The following is a 16435-nucleotide window of genomic DNA, read 5'->3' on the forward strand; positions in this document are numbered from 1 at the left end:
GACTGACGCAATGGATTATCCGAAGAGTGTGCCCAGCGCCGGTCTGGTGAATGGGAAGTTTATCGATGAGAACCCGCTGACCGGGACGCCGGGGTCGCTGATCCCCGCTGACTGGGGCAACGGCGTTACGCAAGAAATCATCAATGTGATCAAGGCCGGGGATCTGACCCCGGACGAGAAGAAATACGATCAGTTGCTCCAGGCGATTCAGAGCGTTTCGGCCAAGGGCTGGAATCAGGATCTGGCGTTGCCGCTGGCAGCGTTGCCATTGCCGACCGTGGCCACGACGGATGCCCGCATGCCGATTACACCGGCCGCCGCATCGACCAGTGGCGGGCGAGTGTCGGTGCCGGCGGGTGTTTACGTCAGCATCGGTCAGGAAGTGCTGGCGGGGCAGTTGGGACGTTCGCGCACGTTCACCACTCAGGCCTGGAGCAGCGCCGATCTGTTGCCGAGTTCGGGTTACTTTCTGCGGGCTCAGGTGGTGGGTGGTGCGCTGACGTTTTACATGCAGCGCGGGACGATTTACGACGCTGCTCCGGAGGGCTTGAAGGGAACCGTGAACGGAGCGGCAGGTGGTGGTTTTCAGTCCACGCCGCTGGACATCTGTCTGGCGTGGGTGGTGACCGCAGGACCGGGATCGGTGCCGATTGTCAGGCCGATCTACAACCGCAACCGGTTGAGCTGGACGCAAGTCGTCAATGGCAATGGTGTGGTCTATCTGCCGCTCGATCCTCACGCGCGGGCGGCGCGTCTGGTGGTGGGCAACCCGACTCCGCACCCGACAGGCATCACCAGTGTGTCGTTTGCACCGGGAGGCTGGTTGGGGGGCAACTACTGCTACCTGAACCCGACGGTCGCCACCTCCAACAACTGGGACGGTTGGTCTACGGCAGGCGCGGCCGCGTTGATCTTCTCCAGTAACGTGGTCAGCGACACCACTGTTTCGACATTGACCGCCAGTTTTGACCACGCCGAATTGCGCTCGCTGTGGCAGGTCTATCAGGCCGAACACACACTGGGCGCGGGCACCGCGGCCAGTGACGAATTGCTGTTCAGCATGGGGCTCAAGAGTTTCGCTCAGACCGACTATTCCAACGGTATTGCGATCAACTTTACCGCTGCCGTGAATGTCAATTTAGCCTGGGAGCTGATCCGATGATCATCATTCAAGAACTGCATCAGTTCGAGGACGGCTTGCGTCTTGCACAGCCTTCCGCTGCTCATGATTGGGACGGTGAGCAGTGGGTCGTCAATGCCGAGAAGGTCGCGCTGCTGGACCAGCAGGAAACCGAACGCCTTTGCGCCAATGTCGATGCCGCCGCCGACAGCGCGCGCACCGCATTGGCCGGCGACCCGCTCAAAGCCCTGGAATACGCCCAGGCTGCCATCGACGCTCAAGCCTTTCAGGACGCCGGTTACCCGAAAAAGGAAGTGCCGCTGTCCGTCGCCGCCTGGGTTGCCAAGGGCCGTTCGGCGAAACAATCCGCCGAGCAGATTCTCGACAAGGCCGCCCAGCTCAGCGACAGCCTGCTGACCCTGCGCACCTTGCGCCTGAAGGCCAAGACCCAGATTCGTGCTTGCGCAGGCAAAGGTCAGATGGATCAGGCCCGAGCTGCCGCCGATGAGGCGCTGCAGGCCATTCGTCAACTGACGGCCAACCCGGCCTCGTAATCGCGACCCGCTTAACCCAAGCCCACTTTGTTGTGGGCTTTTTGTTTTCAGGAACAGAAACGTTGGCGTCGTGGCGAAAGCTTACGCGCGGCCACATTTCATTTGTCATTACAGAGGAACGAGCACCCATGGATTACCCAAAAAGTGTCCCCAGCGTCGGACTGGTCGATGGCCGCTTCGTCGATGAAAACCCGGTGGCGGGAACGCCCGGTTCGTTGATTCCGGCGGTGTGGGGCAACAGCGTTACACAAGAGATTCTGAGTGTGATCAGTGCGGGTGGGTTGACCGCCTCCGAATCCGATACAGGACAACTGCTCAAAGCAATCCAGTCGATTGTCGGCAACGCCAGTCCGATGCGTTCGGTGGTCACCGGGCTGGCGGCTTCCAAGGCGCTGACGGCGCCAGAACTGGGACTGGTCTTGATCGACAGCAGCCCCGCGTCCATGACGGTGACATTGCCACCGGCCGGCGTTGCGCTGGGTGTGCGCGATGTGATCGTGCGCCGTGTGGACAACAGCGGTAATCGGCTCGTTGTCCAGGCGTCCGACACCGACAGGATTCGTTTTCACACGCACCTTTCCGCCAGTGGGTATCCCTTCCTGGTACTGATGGGCAACGGTGACTGGTGGCATCTGCGCAGTGACGGAGCAGGTAGCTGGTGGCCGGTCGGTCGCTGTGACAACAGCGCTTTGGGCCGGCCGTTTTTTGAAACCTCCACGACCCTCAATCCGGGAGGCTACGGCGTTCCGAACGGTGATCTGTTCAAGCGTTCCGAATGGCCTTGGCTGTGGGATTTCGCCCGTACATCCGGAGCGTTGACGACCGAAGCGGCCCGAGCGGGCATGGAGGGCGGCTGGACCAGTGGTGACGGCGCCACGAACTTCCGGATTCCCGAGATTCGCGGCGAGTTTCTGCGGGTACTCAGTGAAGGAAGAAACATCGATCCCGGGCGCACGGCCGGTAGCCTGCAATCGCACTCTTTGCAGAGCCATAACCACTATCTGCCGACAGGCACGGGAGCCAACTACAAGCCGGCCCCGGGGATTCCGGATGGCGTCTGGGACGTTGGCACCAACGTCAACTTTTCACCGACCACCACAACCGTGGCGACAACCTATCCCAACCCCGCATTCGACTCCGATACGTACATCGGCAACATCGGCAACTTTTCGGGCGAAACCCGACCGCGAAACATCGCCTTGCCTGCGCGTATCAAACTGATCTGAGGTGCACATGTTCAATTACCTGATAGACGACAGCGGTGCGCTGACCGGGCCTGTGGAGTTTCCGCTCGTGCCGGGGATCGGCCTGCAACTGCCGAGCAATGCCGTCACGCTGAACCTCGAACTGTCCCCGGCACCCGAGGGGTTCGCCTGGGCATATGACAACGGATCCCTGCAACAGCGGGTCGATTGTCGCGGCGATGTTTTTCGCACGGATACAGGACAGCGTGAAACCTGGACTGCGCTGGGTGAGTTGCCACAAGGGTTCACCCGCCTGCCTTGGCCGGGTGGCTTTCACGCGTGGGTCGATAACGCCTGGCAGCTCGATGAGGCAGCAAAACTGGCAGATCTCAAACGCCTCGCACTTGTTCGACGTGATGCCCTGCTTCGCGACGCCGTCCTGCGCATCGCCCCTCTGCAATACGCCGAAGACATCGGCGATGCCAGCCACGAAGAGCAACTGCAATTGCTCGAATGGAAGCTCTATAGCGTGGAGCTAAATCGCATCGAAAAACAGGCCGGTTTCCCCAGCGAAGTCACCTGGCCGGCAGTGCCCGGCGCAAGCGTAACCAACTGACTGCAGCACAGGGAACCGTGCAATGGATTATCCAAACAGCATCCCCGGCGTCGGCCTGGTCAATGGCGGTTTTGTCGATGAAAACCCGGTTGCCGGCACGCCCGGATCATTGATCCCCGCCGCCTGGGGTAACAGCGTCACGCAAGAAATTCTCAACGCCATCAAGGCGGCCGGACTCACGCCGGACGAGAGCAAAACCAATCAGTTGGCAACGGCCATTGGCGCTCTCGTCGACTTCACCAAATTGAAGAACACCCCGACCACGCTGGCGGGCTACGGCATCACCGATGCGGTGGGACGGTTGTTGGCGGTCAGGCAGATCGAGACGGTAGGGATCACGGTTTACCGCCCCAACCCCAATGCGAAAAGGATTCGCGTCCGGCTGGTCGGCGCGGGAGGTTCCGGGGGGGGATGTGCACCTGTCGAGGTGAGCACTCTGCGAATTGGCGGAGGCGGTGGCGCCGGTGCCTATGCGGAAGGTCTGTACGACGTGACAACGGACATGCTCGCCGGCGTGCCTGTCACGCTGGGCGCTGGTGGCGCGTCCCGCACTGTGGCTGGCTTGGCGGGGGGCGGCGCCTCGTTCGGCTCTTTGATGAGTGCAGCCGGCGGCGCTGGCGGACAGATTCTGGCTGTCGCCGTGGGACCGACGGCGAACGGCTTCGTCCAGGGCGGCTCCGGTGGTCAGGTGGTCACAGGCGGCAATCTGACCAACGCCCGCGGCATGAGCGGCGGTTTCGCGATGTTCAACAACAATTGGGGCGTGCTTTCCGGTACCGGAGGGGCCAGCCCGTTTGATGGCGGCGCGTCGTCCACCGGTATCAACGGCAATGGCTATGCGGGGGTTCGTGGTTCCGGAGGTGGAGGTACCTGCTCCAACAACACGTCTGTGTCGTTTCTGAGCGGTGCCGGCGGCAACGCTTTCTGTGAAATCTGGGAGTACGCGTAATGGTCATGTATGCACGCATTGAAAACGGTGTCGCGGTCGAAGTGATCGACACCGGTGACTACGCGATCGAGCAACTGTTTGCGCCTGCTTTCGTCGCGGCGATGGTGCAGGTGCCCGAAGGTGTCGACGTCGAAATCGGTGCGCCGATGGCTGAGGCGGCTTCTGTTATCGAGCCTTCGCGCGCACCGCAAAGTCGCGTTGTCGCCAAGGCCCTTGTAGTCGAGGACAACGAGCCTCCGGCAGCAGAGCGCACCTGGCGTCATTCCGCTCTCTCGGACACCGAATGGCTGGTCACCCGCCACCGCGATGAGCAGGAGTTGGGGCGCGGCACAACGCTCAAGGCCCAGCACTATCTGGAGCTGCTTGAGTACCGCCAGACATTGCGCGACTGGCCGGGTGCAGGCGCCTTTCCGTCTTCCGTTTTGCGGCCCTCGGCGCCGCAGTGGCTGGTCGCGGACATTGGCTGAGGCCCTCACCAATCCATGTATTCAGATAAGGAGATAAACCGTGGACTACCCCAATAGTGTTCCCAGCGCAGGTCTGGTGAACGGCAAGTTTGTCGATGAAGACCCGGTCACCGGCAAGCCGGGATCTCTGATCCCGGCCAGCTGGGGCAACGGGATCACTCAGGAACTGCTGACGGTCATCCAGACCGCAGGCCTCACCCCGTCCGAGACTCGAACCGATCAAGTGCTGACGGCATTGCGCAGCAACAAGCTGTTTGCTACCGCGCCGCAGTTCGACAACAGCCAGTCGGTGGCCACCACCGGATTCGTGAGTCGCAGCGGTCTGCAGTTTTCCGGTTTCGCCTCCTATGCGACGAGCACGACTTTGACAGCGGCCAGCGTGGGCGGCGTGGCGAGTTTTTCCAGTGCCACGCCGATCACGGCGACCCTGCCTTCTGTTGCCAATATCCCTCATGCCGGGACCCTGCATATCCTCAACGCCGGCACTGGCGTTCTGACAATCAGTCCCACCGGTAATGAAGCCATCGAAACCTGCAACGGCACCTTTGGTGCACTCAAGCTTGGCCTCGGTGATTCAGCGCAACTGGTCAAGTTGACCGGACAGTGGCGCCTGTACGGCGGCTCGGTCAGTGACCGGTATGCGTCGGCCCATTCCGGCGTCTACGGCAATGTCGGTTACCAGCGCTTTCCCAGCGGCAACATCGATCAATGGGGAGTCGGGACGACCGATGCCAATGGCGATGTCTATGTGACCTTTCCGATCGCATTCCCGACTGCCTTTTCATCGATTGTCGCCATCCATTCGGGCGGCGATGGAGCCATGGTCGTTCAGTACGCGGGATCGGAAAGCAGAACCGGTTGCCGCTTGAAGGTCCGCAGTTATAACGGGGCCGTTTCGGCAAACTGGGGTATCAATTATTTTGCAAAGGGCTACTGAATGAACCCGTTCAATGTGTTGTTCAGCGCAGGTACCCGGGCCGTTTATGTACCCGGTATCAACACCTCGGACATTCCCGAGGACGTGATCGAAATTCCTCAGGCGTACTGGATCTCTCTGTTGCAGCAATTGGCCGTCTCGCCAAAGGTGATTGGCGTCAATAACGGCAACGGGTTTCCGATTCTGGTGGATCCGCCGCCACCGAGTCCCGAAGAAGCAGCCGATATCGAACGCCATTGGCGCACGGCGCAACTGGCCGCGACCGACGGCCTGGTGGCCCGTGATCGCGATGAGCTGGAGGACGGCGGCGGCACCACGCTGACCACCGAGCAATACGCCGAACTGCAAACGTTTCGGCGAGCGCTGCGCGACTGGCCCCAGGCCTCGTTTTTCCCGTTCAGCGAGCATCGTCCGGTAGCGCCGCGCTGGTTGGCTTCGGCGCTCTAGCAGATAAAGGAAACGGAAATGGATTACCCGAAAAGCGTTCCCGGCATCGGGCTGGTGAACGGCAAGTTCGTCAATGAAGACGTCGTCGGTGGATTGCCGGGATCGTTGATTCCCGCCACCTGGGGCAACGGAGTAACCGATGAGTTGTTGAATGTCGTCAAGTCTGCGGGCCTTGAGCCGAGCGAAAACGATGCGACGCAGTTGCTCCTGGCAATCAAAAAGATAAGCCAGGCCGGTGAAGATAAACACGCCGCGGATATCGGCGCTGCCAATCTCTACATGGCCAACTACGTGCCGGCCATCACGACGTTGAAGGACGGGCTGGCGCTGCGCTTCATGGCAGGCAATGCCAATACCGGAGCGAGTACCTTTGCGCCGAATGGTCTTCTGCCCAAACCGCTTTTGAGTCTGGCACAGAGTGCGTTGCGACCTGCCGAAATTGTCGGTGGCAGTGTGTGCTCGGTGGTGTTCAGCGCAGCGCTGGACAGTTGGTTGCTGGTGTATGCCAGCGGTGGCAATGCCACCACTGGCCGATTGTTGGGTGTGCGCACCTTTGCCGCTTCTGGCGTCTACGTGCCCAGCGTCGGGATGAAAAATGCGTGGGTCAAGGTCATCGGTGGCGGCGGCGGCAGTGCAGGGATTCCGGCGACCGGTTCCAATCAGATTTCCATGGCGGGTGGTGGTGCTTCGGGTGGTTACGCTGAAGCGTGGCTTGCGTCCGCAGCGATTGGCAGCAGTCAGACGATCACGGTAGGTAGCGGCGGAGCCGGTGGAGCCGTCGCGGAGGGAGGCGGAGGTGGGGGAACCAGTTCCTTCGGTTCGTTGGTTTCTGCTACCGGTGGAGGTGGATCGCCAGGGTTCCCGGCGTTGCCGCTGCCCTCGTTCGGCTTGTATACGGGCGGCTATCCAAGTCTCGCACCATCGGGCGGCAATATAGTCAATATGGCGGGAGCCGCAGGCAGCCCGGGCATTTGCCTCAATGGATCGGTGCTTGCGGGGCACGGTGGCAATTCACCATTGGGAAGTGGAGGGTATGGCAGCAGCGCGGCCAATGCTCTGGCAGCACCGGGCTCCGGATACGGTTCCGGAGGGGGTGGTATCGCTAACGCGAACAACCAGGCAGCCCGCCCCGGAGGCGCTGGCGCGCGAGGCGTCGTGATCATTTACGAGTACGCCTGATGAAAACCTACGCACGCGTTGTTGAAAACACGGTGGTCGAGCTGTTCTCGACCGATGGAAATATGGTCGAGATGTTTCATCCGGATCTGCTCTGGGTTGACATCACCGACGTCACGCCCGCGCCGCAAATCGACTGGTCGGCAAACTTCGGCACCCTTGGCTGGGTGTTTTCGTCGCCGGAAGAAAGTGCCCCGGAGGGAGCCCTGAAAACCCTGGCAAAGAAATGGCTGACCGGTATCGGTCGCCAACCGTGATTCAATCGGAGCATCCAGGGAGGACCGAGCATTATGCAAATTACTGAAGACAACCTACTCAACATCATGCCCAACGCCCGCCGCCAAGCGGGCGTTTTTGTTTCTGCACTCAACGATGCCATGGCACGCCATCGCATCGACACACCTAAACGCGTGGCCGCGTTTCTCGCCCAGATCGGACATGAGTCGGGGCAATTGCAGTACGTACGTGAGCTGGGCAACAACCAGTACCTGAGCAAATACGACACCGGTACGCTGGCCCTGCGATTGGGCAACACGCCGGAGGCCGATGGCGACGGGCAGAAGTATCGCGGGCGCGGGCTGATCCAGATTACCGGCCGCGCCAACTATCGCCAGTGCAGCCTCGGGCTGTTCGGTGACGAGCGCTTGCTGGCGCTGCCGGAACTGCTGGAACAACCGCAATGGGCGGCCGAGTCCGCCGCCTGGTTCTGGGCGCAGAACGGCCTGAACGCGCTGGCGGATCAGGATCAGTTCAACAGCATCACCCGGCGGATCAACGGCGGGTTGAACGGCTTGCAGGATCGTCTGGAACTCTGGGGGCGGGCGAGGGCGGTGCTATGCCTGCCTTCGGCCTGAGCGTCTGGCGGCTGATTGGCCTGGTGCTGCTGGCCGCAGGTTCGGCGGCGCTGGCCTGGAAGTTCCAGGACTGGCGCTATGGTCGCCAACTGGCCGAACAGGCGCGGCTGCATGCCGAAGCCCTCAATCAACTGACCCTGACGGCCGCCACCGCGCAGCAGGCCGAGCAGGACAAACGCCTGGCCCTGGAGCAACGGCTCACGGCCAGTGAACAAACCCACTACCGAGCACTGAACGATGCCCAACGTGATCAGGATCGCCTGCGCGATCGCCTTGCCACTGCTGATCTGCGCCTGTCAGTCCTCATCGACGCAGGCGACGCTGCCCAAGGCTGCGGTGTGCCAGCCGCCTCCGGCACCGGCGGCGTGGATCATGCAGCCGTACGCGCCCGACTTGACCCGGCGCATGCTCGACGAATTGTCGCCATCACCGGCGAAGGCGACCGTGGACTGATCGCCTTGCAGGCCTGTCAGGCCTATATCAGAGCGCTGGCGCCTGCACATTTTGAATAAGCTTGTGTATTGAAAGCGCAACCGGCTCGTGTACGGTGGTACCCATTCCATCCGATCCGGAGCGCGCCGTGAAAGAAATCACCCAACTGGCGGCCGAACTTGGCCGACGTCTGCAATTGCTTAACGCTCACGTCACTACGGCTGAGTCCTGTACCGGTGGCGGGATTGCCGAAGCCATCACCCGCATTCCGGGAAGTTCGGCGTGGTTCGAAGCGGGTTACGTGACCTACTCCAACCGCCAGAAAACCCAGCAGCTGAATGTGCCGGCGGAGCTGTTCGGCACCGTGGGCGCGGTCAGTCGCGAGGTGGTCGAAGCCATGGTGCGTGGCGCCCAGGACAAAAGCCTGGCGCGGTTTGCCGTGGCGGTGAGCGGTGTGGCCGGGCCGGACGGCGGTTCGCCGAACAAACCGGTGGGCACCGTCTGGCTGGCGTGGGGTGTGGGCGACCAGGTTTCCAGCGAGGTCCAGCACTTCCCCGGCAACCGCGACGAAGTCCGCCGACAAACGGTGAAGGCCGCGCTAGAGGGCTTGCTGCGACTAGCGGCACGAGAAATCGAAAATCAGGGGTAGGCGATCCGTGAACGCTGTGGAATAATACTGGCTACTTATACAGGTGTTGGCCGTCAGGCCTTATTGATTACGTGAGGACTTTAATGGACGACAACAAGAAGAAAGCCTTGGCTGCGGCCCTGGGTCAGATCGAACGTCAATTCGGCAAGGGTGCCGTAATGCGTATGGGCGATCAGGACCGTCAGGCGATCCCGGCCATTTCCACCGGCTCTCTGGGTCTGGACATCGCACTCGGCATCGGCGGCCTGCCAAAAGGCCGTATCGTTGAAATCTACGGTCCTGAATCTTCCGGTAAAACCACACTGACGCTGTCCGTGATCGCCCAGGCTCAAAAAGCCGGTGCGACCTGCGCCTTCGTCGACGCCGAACACGCCCTCGACCCTGAATACGCCGGCAAGCTGGGCGTCAATGTCGACGACCTGCTGGTTTCCCAGCCGGACACCGGCGAACAGGCCCTGGAAATCACCGACATGCTGGTGCGCTCCAACGCCGTTGACGTGATCATCGTCGACTCCGTGGCCGCTCTGGTGCCAAAGGCTGAAATCGAAGGCGAAATGGGTGACATGCACGTGGGCCTGCAAGCCCGTCTGATGTCCCAGGCGCTGCGTAAAATCACCGGTAACATCAAGAACGCCAACTGCCTGGTGATCTTCATCAACCAGATTCGGATGAAGATCGGTGTGATGTTCGGTAGCCCGGAAACCACCACCGGTGGTAACGCGCTGAAGTTCTACGCCTCGGTTCGTCTCGACATCCGCCGTACCGGCGCGGTGAAGGAAGGCGACGAAGTGGTCGGCAGCGAAACCCGTGTCAAGGTTGTGAAGAACAAGGTGGCTTCGCCGTTCCGTCAGGCCGAGTTCCAGATTCTCTACGGCAAGGGCATCTACCTGAACGGCGAGATGATCGACCTGGGCGTGCTGCACGGTTTCGTCGAGAAGTCCGGCGCCTGGTATGCCTACGAAGGCACCAAGATCGGTCAGGGCAAGGCCAACTCGGCCAAGTTCCTGGCGGACAACCCGGAAGTCGCGGCCAAGCTCGAGAAGCAACTGCGTGACAAACTGCTGTCGCCAGCAGTGATCGCCGACTCCAAGGCTTCTGCGGTCAAAGAGACCGAAGACGACCTGGCTGACGCTGATATCTGATTGCACCGATGACAACCGCCGTACTCGATACCCTCGTCGCGGTGCGGCGAACCGCCATGGACCTGCTCGCACGTCGCGAGCATGGTCGAGTCGAGCTGACGCGCAAACTGCGTCAGCGGGGCGCTCCCCCCGAGATGATCGAAACAGCCCTCGACCGTTTGACGGAAGAAGGGCTGCTTTCCGAAGCCCGTTATCTTGAAAGCTTTGTTTCCTATCGCGCCCGCTCCGGTTACGGCCCACTGCGGATTCGCGAAGAACTGAGCCAGCGCGGTTTGCAACGCGCCGATATCGAACTCGCCTTGCGCGAGAGCGGTATCAACTGGCAGGAGCAGCTAACGGATACGTGGCAACGGAAGTTCTCCGGACAGCTTCCCGGCGATGCCAAGGAACGCGCCAGACAAGGTCGATTCCTGGCGTACCGGGGATTCTCGATGGAGATGATCAACCGCTTGTTCAGCGGCAGAGGGATGGACGATTAAATCGCTCCAGCTTCAGCTCAGCTTCATCTAAAAAATAAAAAACGGCCCGCTATTACGATAGCGGGCCGTTTTTTTTTGCCTTCACGTTACCTTCGACGGTTCGCGGGTGCGTTGCGCGGTTTGGGGTTTTGAGTGGGCCCAGTTTTCCGGCAGGTTGATGTAGTCCACCAGTTCCCGCAGACGTCCGTGATCCCGGGCATTGAAGGCGAATGCCAGACGAGTCAGGTGGCTGAATTGGGCCTCGTCGTGTTCTTCGCCGGCGTAGGCGTGTTGATGGAAGTGGTCGCTCAGGCACAGATCGGCAAACGCTTCCTGCATATGGTCCAGGGCCTGATCGCTCAGCTTGTGGTTCATGCGGATGACAAACTGGCGCTTGAGCCACCGGCTGGAGTGGAAGTTGCCGTAGAACTGGTTGATCTGCTCCACCGCCTCTTCAACGTTGTAGACCAGGCGCATCAGCTTCAGGTCGGTCGGCAGGATGTAGCGGTTTTCCTCCAGTTGCTGGCGGATGAAGTCCAGCGCGCCTTGCCAGAAGGTCCCGCCCGGTGCGTCGAGCAGTACCACCGGCACCAGCGGGCTTTTGCCGGTCTGGATCAACGTGAGCACTTCGAGTGCTTCATCCAGGGTGCCGAACCCGCCCGGGCACAACACCAGCGCATCGGCTTCCTTGACGAAGAACAGCTTGCGGGTGAAGAAGAAATGGAACGGCAGCAGGTTATTGGTGCCGTCCACGGTGGGGTTGGCATGTTGTTCGAAGGGCAGGGTGATGTTGAATCCGAGGCTGTGATCGCGACCGGCCCCTTCATGAGCCGCGGCCATGATTCCGCCGCCGGCACCGGTAATGACCATCATGTTCGAGCGGGCCAGCGAGGCCCCGAGTTCCCGAGCCATGGCGTAAAGGGGATGTTCGACCGGTGTACGGGCCGAGCCGAACACCGTGACCTTGCGTCGCCCCTTGAACTGTTCAAGGGTGCGAAACGCCTGCTCCAGTTCGCGCAGGGCTTGCAGGGTGATCTTGGCGTTCCAGCGGTTATGGTCTTCCTGGGCCATGCGCAGCACGGTCAGGATCATGTCGCGGTAGATGGGGGAATTCGGACTGTTGGGTGACACCAGGTTGAGTTGTTCTTCGACCTTGCTGATGAGGTCGTGGCCGCTTTCCTGAAAATGACGGCTGAGCAGGTCATTCGGTTGGTAAGGCATGCAACTTCTCCTTCTGCACAGAGCTTTCGGCCCTGACGTGCGGCGTCAGTGCCGCGCTGCAAGAAAACAAACAGCCGGCAGCTCCTTTCCTGCCGTTAATAAAGGATCGGGAATACGTTGAATCTAGACCCTCAATGCATTTCTCGCTCATTGAGCATTGCGCCGCAAACTCTTTCCTGGCAACTGCTTATTGCCGTTTTGCGAAGTGTTTTCACCGCTCGTCCGATGCTGCGTCGAGCGCTGAATGCTCTGATTTACTAAGTTAAAGGCGCCGTACGACAACTTTGCGTCAACGACCGTACGCAAGGTGCACGCTATTCAAGGATTTGCGGGTGGCAAGGAGGCGGGACACATGACCAGAGTCATTCTGGAGATCGATACGCAGCTGTATCGGTTGTTGAAAGCATCGGCCGAGACCAACCATGTGAGTCTCGAAGAGGAGTGCTGCCGACGCCTGGCGGGAGGAGATCGCCGCTCGCGCTACTTGCAGGCCTTGCTGGCCGAACTGCGCGCCGAGGATGAACAGCGGCGCGCTATGTCGCGTTGATTACTTCTTCTTCGCTGGAGCCGCTTTCGGGCAATCCGATTCCTGGTAGCTGGCGGAGCCGATCGCCTTGTTGCTTTTCACTTCGGTGAAGTCGTAACGCATGATCGCGCCTTTGGCCATCAGCTTGCGGTACGACGGGTTGTTGCAGACCGAGGCGCCCAGCTGGAAATACACGGCTTTGGGATCGGCGCGCATTTTGTCGGCGTGGCTCTTTTGCACGCTCAGGTGATTGACCAGCGTGGTGCCTTCGACGGTGTAGCCCTGATCAAGAATGTCTTCGTTGATCGCCCGTGGCGTGCCGACGCTGCTTTGTGCGGCGACATTGCGCAGCTCTCGGTTCAGATTCTGCTCACTCAGGGATGCAGCCTGAGCGCTGAAGGACGAGGCCAGCAGAATGGCAGCGGTGGGAACGATAAGGCGCAGCATGAAACTCTCCTGGTTCAGTGACTGGTGGTTCGACCAGCCACGTGACTGTGCGTTCAGTGGCGGCGAATTATAGGGGAGCCGGTCGGGAGGGTACAGGCTTGTGCCCATCGCTCTGGTAAACTGCCGGCCTTTATTGCCCTGCCGAGTGTCGTTCGTGTCGAGTTTCCCTGTCTGCCGGTGCTGCCTGCGATGAATCATGCCCCCAACGCCGTGGCCCGCCTGCGCGATCAGCGCGAGGACGAAGGCATCAAGCCGATCCAGGCCCGTGGTTTTCGCTCCCCGCGTTGCCGCGATTGCCGGGTGATCATCAGCCATTGCCTGTGTGCCTGGCGGCCAACCGTCGATACGCGTTCGGGTGTTTGCCTGATCATGACCGGCAAGGAAGTGTTCAAACCCAGCAATACCGGCTGGCTGATCGCTGACATCGTGCGCGACAACCATGCCTTCATCTGGTCGCGGACAGAGCCCGACGAACAACTGCTGGCGCTGCTGAACGACCCGCAGTGGCAGCCGTATCTGGTGTTCCCCGGTGAGTACGTCGAACCTTCGCGGGTGACCAGCACCGTGGATCTGGATAGCAGCAAGCGTCCGCTGTTCATCCTGCTGGACGCGACCTGGACCGAAGCCCGGAAGATTTTCCGCAAGAGCCCGTATTTCGACCGATTGCCGATTCTGAGCCTGTTGCCCGACAAACTGTCGCGCTATCGCCTGCGCCGCTCGACCCGCAGCGAGCACCTGTGCACCGCCGAAGTGGCGGCGCTGTGCCTGGAACTGGCCGGCGATTCGGACGCGGCGTCGGCGCTGGATGCCTATTTCGATGTGTTCAGCCAGCATTACCTGGGGGCCAAGCAGCAACTGGACGTCAATGTGTCGACGCCGGCCCACGCTGAATTGCTGCCCTATATCCGAAACGCGGCGCCAGTACCGGCCTGATCCTGGCCCATACTGCTAAAGCAGTGGCCGTGCGGCTTGACCACCCCGGCTTCGCTGGTCATGCTTGGCGCCGATTGGGGTGCGGCCAAGATTTGAAACGCCGTTTTTGTTCGTGATTGGCGTTGAACGTGCCCCTGTGGATGCCGCTGCCGGGCGGTGTCTGGATTTGCTTTGGCGAGGTCCGAATGCGCGGGCCCGCCATCAAAAACAGGATCATTTGAAAAATGGCCACATACGACATCCTGATTGCCGATGATCACCCTCTCTTTCGTAGCGCACTGCACCAAGCGGTGACGATGGGCCTTGGCCCGGATGTACGCATGGTGGAGGTGGCGAGCATCGCCGAGCTGGAAGCCCGCCTGACCGAAAAGGCCGACTGGGATCTGGTGCTGCTGGACCTGAACATGCCGGGCGCTTTCGGGTTTTCCGGGCTGGTGATGTTGCGCGGTCAATACCCGCAGATTCCGGTGGTGATGGTTTCGGCCCAGGAAGAAGCTTCGGTAATGGTCAAATCCCGGGAGTTCGGCGCCAGTGGTTTCATTCCCAAGTCCAGCGACCTGAGCGTGATTCAGGAAGCGGTGCGCAAAGTGCTGGACGGCGATGTGTTCTGGCCGCCTCAGGCGTTCGAAGCGGTCAGCGTTTCGGATGAAGCCAAAGCCGCCAGCGATGGCCTTGCGAGCCTGACACCGCAGCAGTTCCGCGTGTTGACCATGGTCTGCGAAGGTTTGCTGAACAAGCAGATCGCCTACGAGCTGAGCGTGTCCGAAGCGACCATCAAGGCCCACGTCACGGCGATTTTTCGCAAGTTGAACGTGCGGACCCGGACCCAGGCAGCTTTACTGCTGCAACAACTTGAGTCAATTCCGAGCCAGTAAGCACTGGCGTCTTCACGATTTTTTGACTTTCGTTGATCTAGCTTCCCCCACTTCCTTTCGGTCGGTTATCTACTTTATGTCACCTTTCAAGGGCCAGACGGGCCTGAAACGCATCCTCAACGCTTCCGGTTACTCGCTGGACGGCTTGCGCGCCGCCTTCACCGGCGAAGCGGCTTTCCGCCAACTGGTGCTGCTCAACGTGGTGCTGATTCCGCTGACGTTTTTCCTGAATGTCAGCCGGGTCGAGCAGGCGTTGCTGATCGCCGTGTGCCTGCTGGCACTGATCGTCGAGCTGTTGAATTCGGCGGTGGAGGCGGCGATTGACCGCATCTCGCTGGAGTTGCACCCGCTGTCCAAGAACGCCAAGGACATGGGCAGCGCCGCGCAATTCGTGGCCCTGAGCATGATCGCTCTGGTGTGGGCGGTGATTCTGCTTTAAGCGATGCTCGGCAGAACGATCTCGTCGCTGCGCTGCACCCCGGCGGTGAAGGCGCGGCACAGGTCGAGGAATTCGCGCATGGCGGAGGTCTGGTACTTCTGCTTGTGCCAGATGAAATAGAATTGCCGCGCCAGATCCAGATCCGGTGTCTCCACCGGCACCAGGCTGCCACGGCGGAAGGCGTCACGCAGGGCCAGACGCGAGATGCAGCCAATCCCCAGACCTGATTCCACTGCGCGCTTGATCGCTTCTGTGTGTTCCAGCTCCAGCCGGATGTTCAGCGCACTGCGGTGATGCCGCATCGCCTGATCGAAGGTCAGGCGCGTCCCCGAACCCTGTTCCCGCAAAATCCACGCTTCGTGCGTCAACTCTTCCATGGTCGCGCTGCCGCGTTTGGCCAAGGGGTGTTGCGGGGCGCAGAACACCACCAGTTCATCCTCGACCCAGCTCTGCACCTCGATGTCCGGGTGGCTGCAGTCGCCTTCGATTAGACCCAGATCAATTTCGTAGTGAGCCACTTGTTGCACGATATTGGCAGTGTTCTGCACATGCAGCTTCACCTGGCTTTCGGGGTGGCGCTGCATGAAACCGCCGATCAGCAGGGTCGCCAGGTAATTGCCGATGGTCAGGGTCGCGCCCACCGACAGTGAGCCGAAACCGGATTTGCCGTTGAGCAGGTCTTCGATTTCCTTGGCCTGATCGAGCATGGCCACCGCTTGCGGCAACAACTGTTTGCCGAGGGCGTTGAGGCTCAGGCGTTTGCCGGCGCGATCGAACAGCTGGCAGCTGGACTGGCGCTCCAGTTCGGTGATGGAAGTGCTGGCGGCCGATTGCGACAGGTTGAGCAGACCCGCTGCACGGGACACGCTCTCCTGCTGGGCGACAGCGACGAAGACTTGCAGTTGACGAAGAGTAAATCGCATATCGATATAACCGATAACCCTTATCTTAATAATCCAGTTAACAGATATTGTCGGCGCTATTAGAATGCGATGCAATTGCGCACCGT

At 60.6% G+C, this 16435-nt stretch carries 22 protein-coding genes; 19 read left to right on the top strand and 3 right to left on the bottom strand.

Going from position 1 to position 16435, the window contains the following annotated elements; all coding sequences use genetic code 11:
• Positions 1–10 precede the first annotated feature (10 nt).
• The 15 genes from KJY40_RS07010 to recX all read left to right on the top strand — a co-directional run bounded on the left by KJY40_RS07010 (position 11) and on the right by recX (position 11006).
• A complete protein-coding gene (locus KJY40_RS07010) occupies positions 11–1162 on the top strand; it encodes a phage tail protein (protein ID WP_230735795.1) in 1152 nt (383 codons plus the stop codon).
• The gene (locus tag KJY40_RS07015) at positions 1159–1674 is read left to right on the top strand and encodes a phage tail protein (RefSeq protein WP_230735797.1); all 516 of its coding nucleotides are present in this window, start codon (positions 1159–1161) and stop codon (positions 1672–1674) included. The genes KJY40_RS07010 and KJY40_RS07015 overlap by 4 nt, the downstream gene beginning before the upstream one ends.
• A 128-nt stretch (positions 1675–1802) precedes the next feature.
• Positions 1803–2900 (top strand): phage tail protein, encoded by a 1098-nt coding sequence (locus KJY40_RS07020; protein ID WP_230735799.1) that lies wholly within the window; start codon positions 1803–1805, stop codon positions 2898–2900.
• A 7-nt stretch (positions 2901–2907) separates the two neighbouring features.
• Positions 2908–3474 (top strand): tail fiber assembly protein, encoded by a 567-nt coding sequence (locus KJY40_RS07025; RefSeq protein WP_230735801.1) that lies wholly within the window; start codon positions 2908–2910, stop codon positions 3472–3474.
• A 22-nt stretch (positions 3475–3496) separates the two neighbouring features.
• The gene (locus KJY40_RS07030) at positions 3497–4423 is read left to right on the top strand and encodes a glycine-rich domain-containing protein (protein ID WP_230735802.1); all 927 of its coding nucleotides are present in this window, start codon (positions 3497–3499) and stop codon (positions 4421–4423) included.
• Entirely contained in the window at positions 4423–4890 is a 468-nt protein-coding gene (locus KJY40_RS07035) for a phage tail assembly chaperone (RefSeq protein WP_230735804.1), read from the top strand. Before KJY40_RS07030 ends, KJY40_RS07035 begins: the two co-directional genes overlap by 1 nt.
• Positions 4891–4930: 40 nt before the next feature.
• Complete coding sequence (locus tag KJY40_RS07040; protein ID WP_230735806.1) at positions 4931–5827, top strand: gp53-like domain-containing protein; 897 nt, start codon at positions 4931–4933, stop codon at positions 5825–5827.
• The gene (locus tag KJY40_RS07045; RefSeq protein ID WP_230735807.1) at positions 5828–6274 is read left to right on the top strand and encodes a tail fiber assembly protein; all 447 of its coding nucleotides are present in this window, start codon (positions 5828–5830) and stop codon (positions 6272–6274) included.
• Positions 6275–6292: 18 nt separating this feature from the next.
• Positions 6293–7453, top strand: a complete 1161-nt coding sequence (locus KJY40_RS07050) for a glycine-rich domain-containing protein (RefSeq protein ID WP_230735809.1) — start codon at positions 6293–6295, stop codon at positions 7451–7453.
• Positions 7453–7707: a hypothetical protein gene (locus KJY40_RS07055; RefSeq protein WP_230735811.1), complete on the top strand. Its 255-nt coding sequence runs from the start codon at positions 7453–7455 to the stop codon at positions 7705–7707. Before KJY40_RS07050 ends, KJY40_RS07055 begins: the two co-directional genes overlap by 1 nt.
• Positions 7708–7740: 33 nt before the next feature.
• Positions 7741–8304 carry a glycoside hydrolase family 19 protein gene (locus KJY40_RS07060; protein WP_230735813.1) on the top strand — a complete coding sequence of 188 codons (564 nt, stop codon included), beginning with the start codon at positions 7741–7743 and terminating at the stop codon, positions 8302–8304.
• Positions 8286–8816 carry a lysis system i-spanin subunit Rz gene (locus tag KJY40_RS07065; protein ID WP_230735815.1) on the top strand — a complete coding sequence of 177 codons (531 nt, stop codon included), beginning with the start codon at positions 8286–8288 and terminating at the stop codon, positions 8814–8816. Before KJY40_RS07060 ends, KJY40_RS07065 begins: the two co-directional genes overlap by 19 nt.
• Before the next feature lie 68 nt (positions 8817–8884).
• The gene (locus KJY40_RS07070) at positions 8885–9385 is read left to right on the top strand and encodes a CinA family protein (protein ID WP_230735817.1); all 501 of its coding nucleotides are present in this window, start codon (positions 8885–8887) and stop codon (positions 9383–9385) included.
• An 83-nt stretch (positions 9386–9468) separates the two neighbouring features.
• Complete coding sequence (gene recA, locus KJY40_RS07075; protein ID WP_003222269.1) at positions 9469–10527, top strand: recombinase RecA; 1059 nt, start codon at positions 9469–9471, stop codon at positions 10525–10527.
• Between the two features lie 8 nt (positions 10528–10535).
• Positions 10536–11006: a recombination regulator RecX gene (gene recX, locus KJY40_RS07080; RefSeq protein ID WP_039771298.1), complete on the top strand. Its 471-nt coding sequence runs from the start codon at positions 10536–10538 to the stop codon at positions 11004–11006.
• 81 nt (positions 11007–11087) lie between these two features.
• On the opposite strand, the gene KJY40_RS07085 is transcribed toward recX, so the two are convergent.
• Complete coding sequence (locus KJY40_RS07085) at positions 11088–12206, bottom strand: LOG family protein (RefSeq protein WP_230735819.1); 1119 nt, start codon at positions 12204–12206, stop codon at positions 11088–11090.
• 352 nt (positions 12207–12558) lie between these two features.
• Between KJY40_RS07085 and KJY40_RS07090 the strand changes: the two genes are divergently transcribed.
• The gene (locus tag KJY40_RS07090; RefSeq protein ID WP_230735821.1) at positions 12559–12753 is read left to right on the top strand and encodes a hypothetical protein; all 195 of its coding nucleotides are present in this window, start codon (positions 12559–12561) and stop codon (positions 12751–12753) included.
• Here KJY40_RS07090 and KJY40_RS07095 read toward each other — a convergent pair whose 3' ends face one another.
• On the bottom strand, positions 12754–13179 hold the full coding sequence (locus KJY40_RS07095; protein WP_064593873.1) for a PA3611 family quorum-sensing-regulated virulence factor: 426 nt from the start codon (positions 13177–13179) through the stop codon (positions 12754–12756).
• Positions 13180–13368: 189 nt separating this feature from the next.
• On the opposite strand from KJY40_RS07095, the gene KJY40_RS07100 reads away from it, so the two are divergent.
• The 3 genes from KJY40_RS07100 to KJY40_RS07110 all read left to right on the top strand — a co-directional run bounded on the left by KJY40_RS07100 (position 13369) and on the right by KJY40_RS07110 (position 15426).
• Positions 13369–14112: a tRNA-uridine aminocarboxypropyltransferase gene (locus KJY40_RS07100; protein WP_230735822.1), complete on the top strand. Its 744-nt coding sequence runs from the start codon at positions 13369–13371 to the stop codon at positions 14110–14112.
• Between the two features lie 224 nt (positions 14113–14336).
• Positions 14337–14987, top strand: coding sequence for a response regulator transcription factor ErdR (erdR, locus tag KJY40_RS07105; RefSeq protein ID WP_085647827.1), 651 nt, complete (start codon positions 14337–14339; stop codon positions 14985–14987).
• Positions 14988–15063: 76 nt separating this feature from the next.
• Positions 15064–15426, top strand: a complete 363-nt coding sequence (locus KJY40_RS07110) for a diacylglycerol kinase (protein ID WP_003222276.1) — start codon at positions 15064–15066, stop codon at positions 15424–15426.
• On the opposite strand, the gene KJY40_RS07115 is transcribed toward KJY40_RS07110, so the two are convergent.
• On the bottom strand, positions 15423–16349 hold the full coding sequence (locus tag KJY40_RS07115) for a LysR family transcriptional regulator (RefSeq protein ID WP_007954941.1): 927 nt from the start codon (positions 16347–16349) through the stop codon (positions 15423–15425). The two genes, KJY40_RS07110 and KJY40_RS07115, sit on opposite strands and share 4 nt — an antisense overlap.
• Positions 16350–16435 lie beyond the last annotated feature (86 nt).

The sequence above is a fragment of the Pseudomonas fitomaticsae genome (assembly GCF_021018765.1).
Taxonomy (GTDB): domain Bacteria; phylum Pseudomonadota; class Gammaproteobacteria; order Pseudomonadales; family Pseudomonadaceae; genus Aquipseudomonas; species Aquipseudomonas fitomaticsae.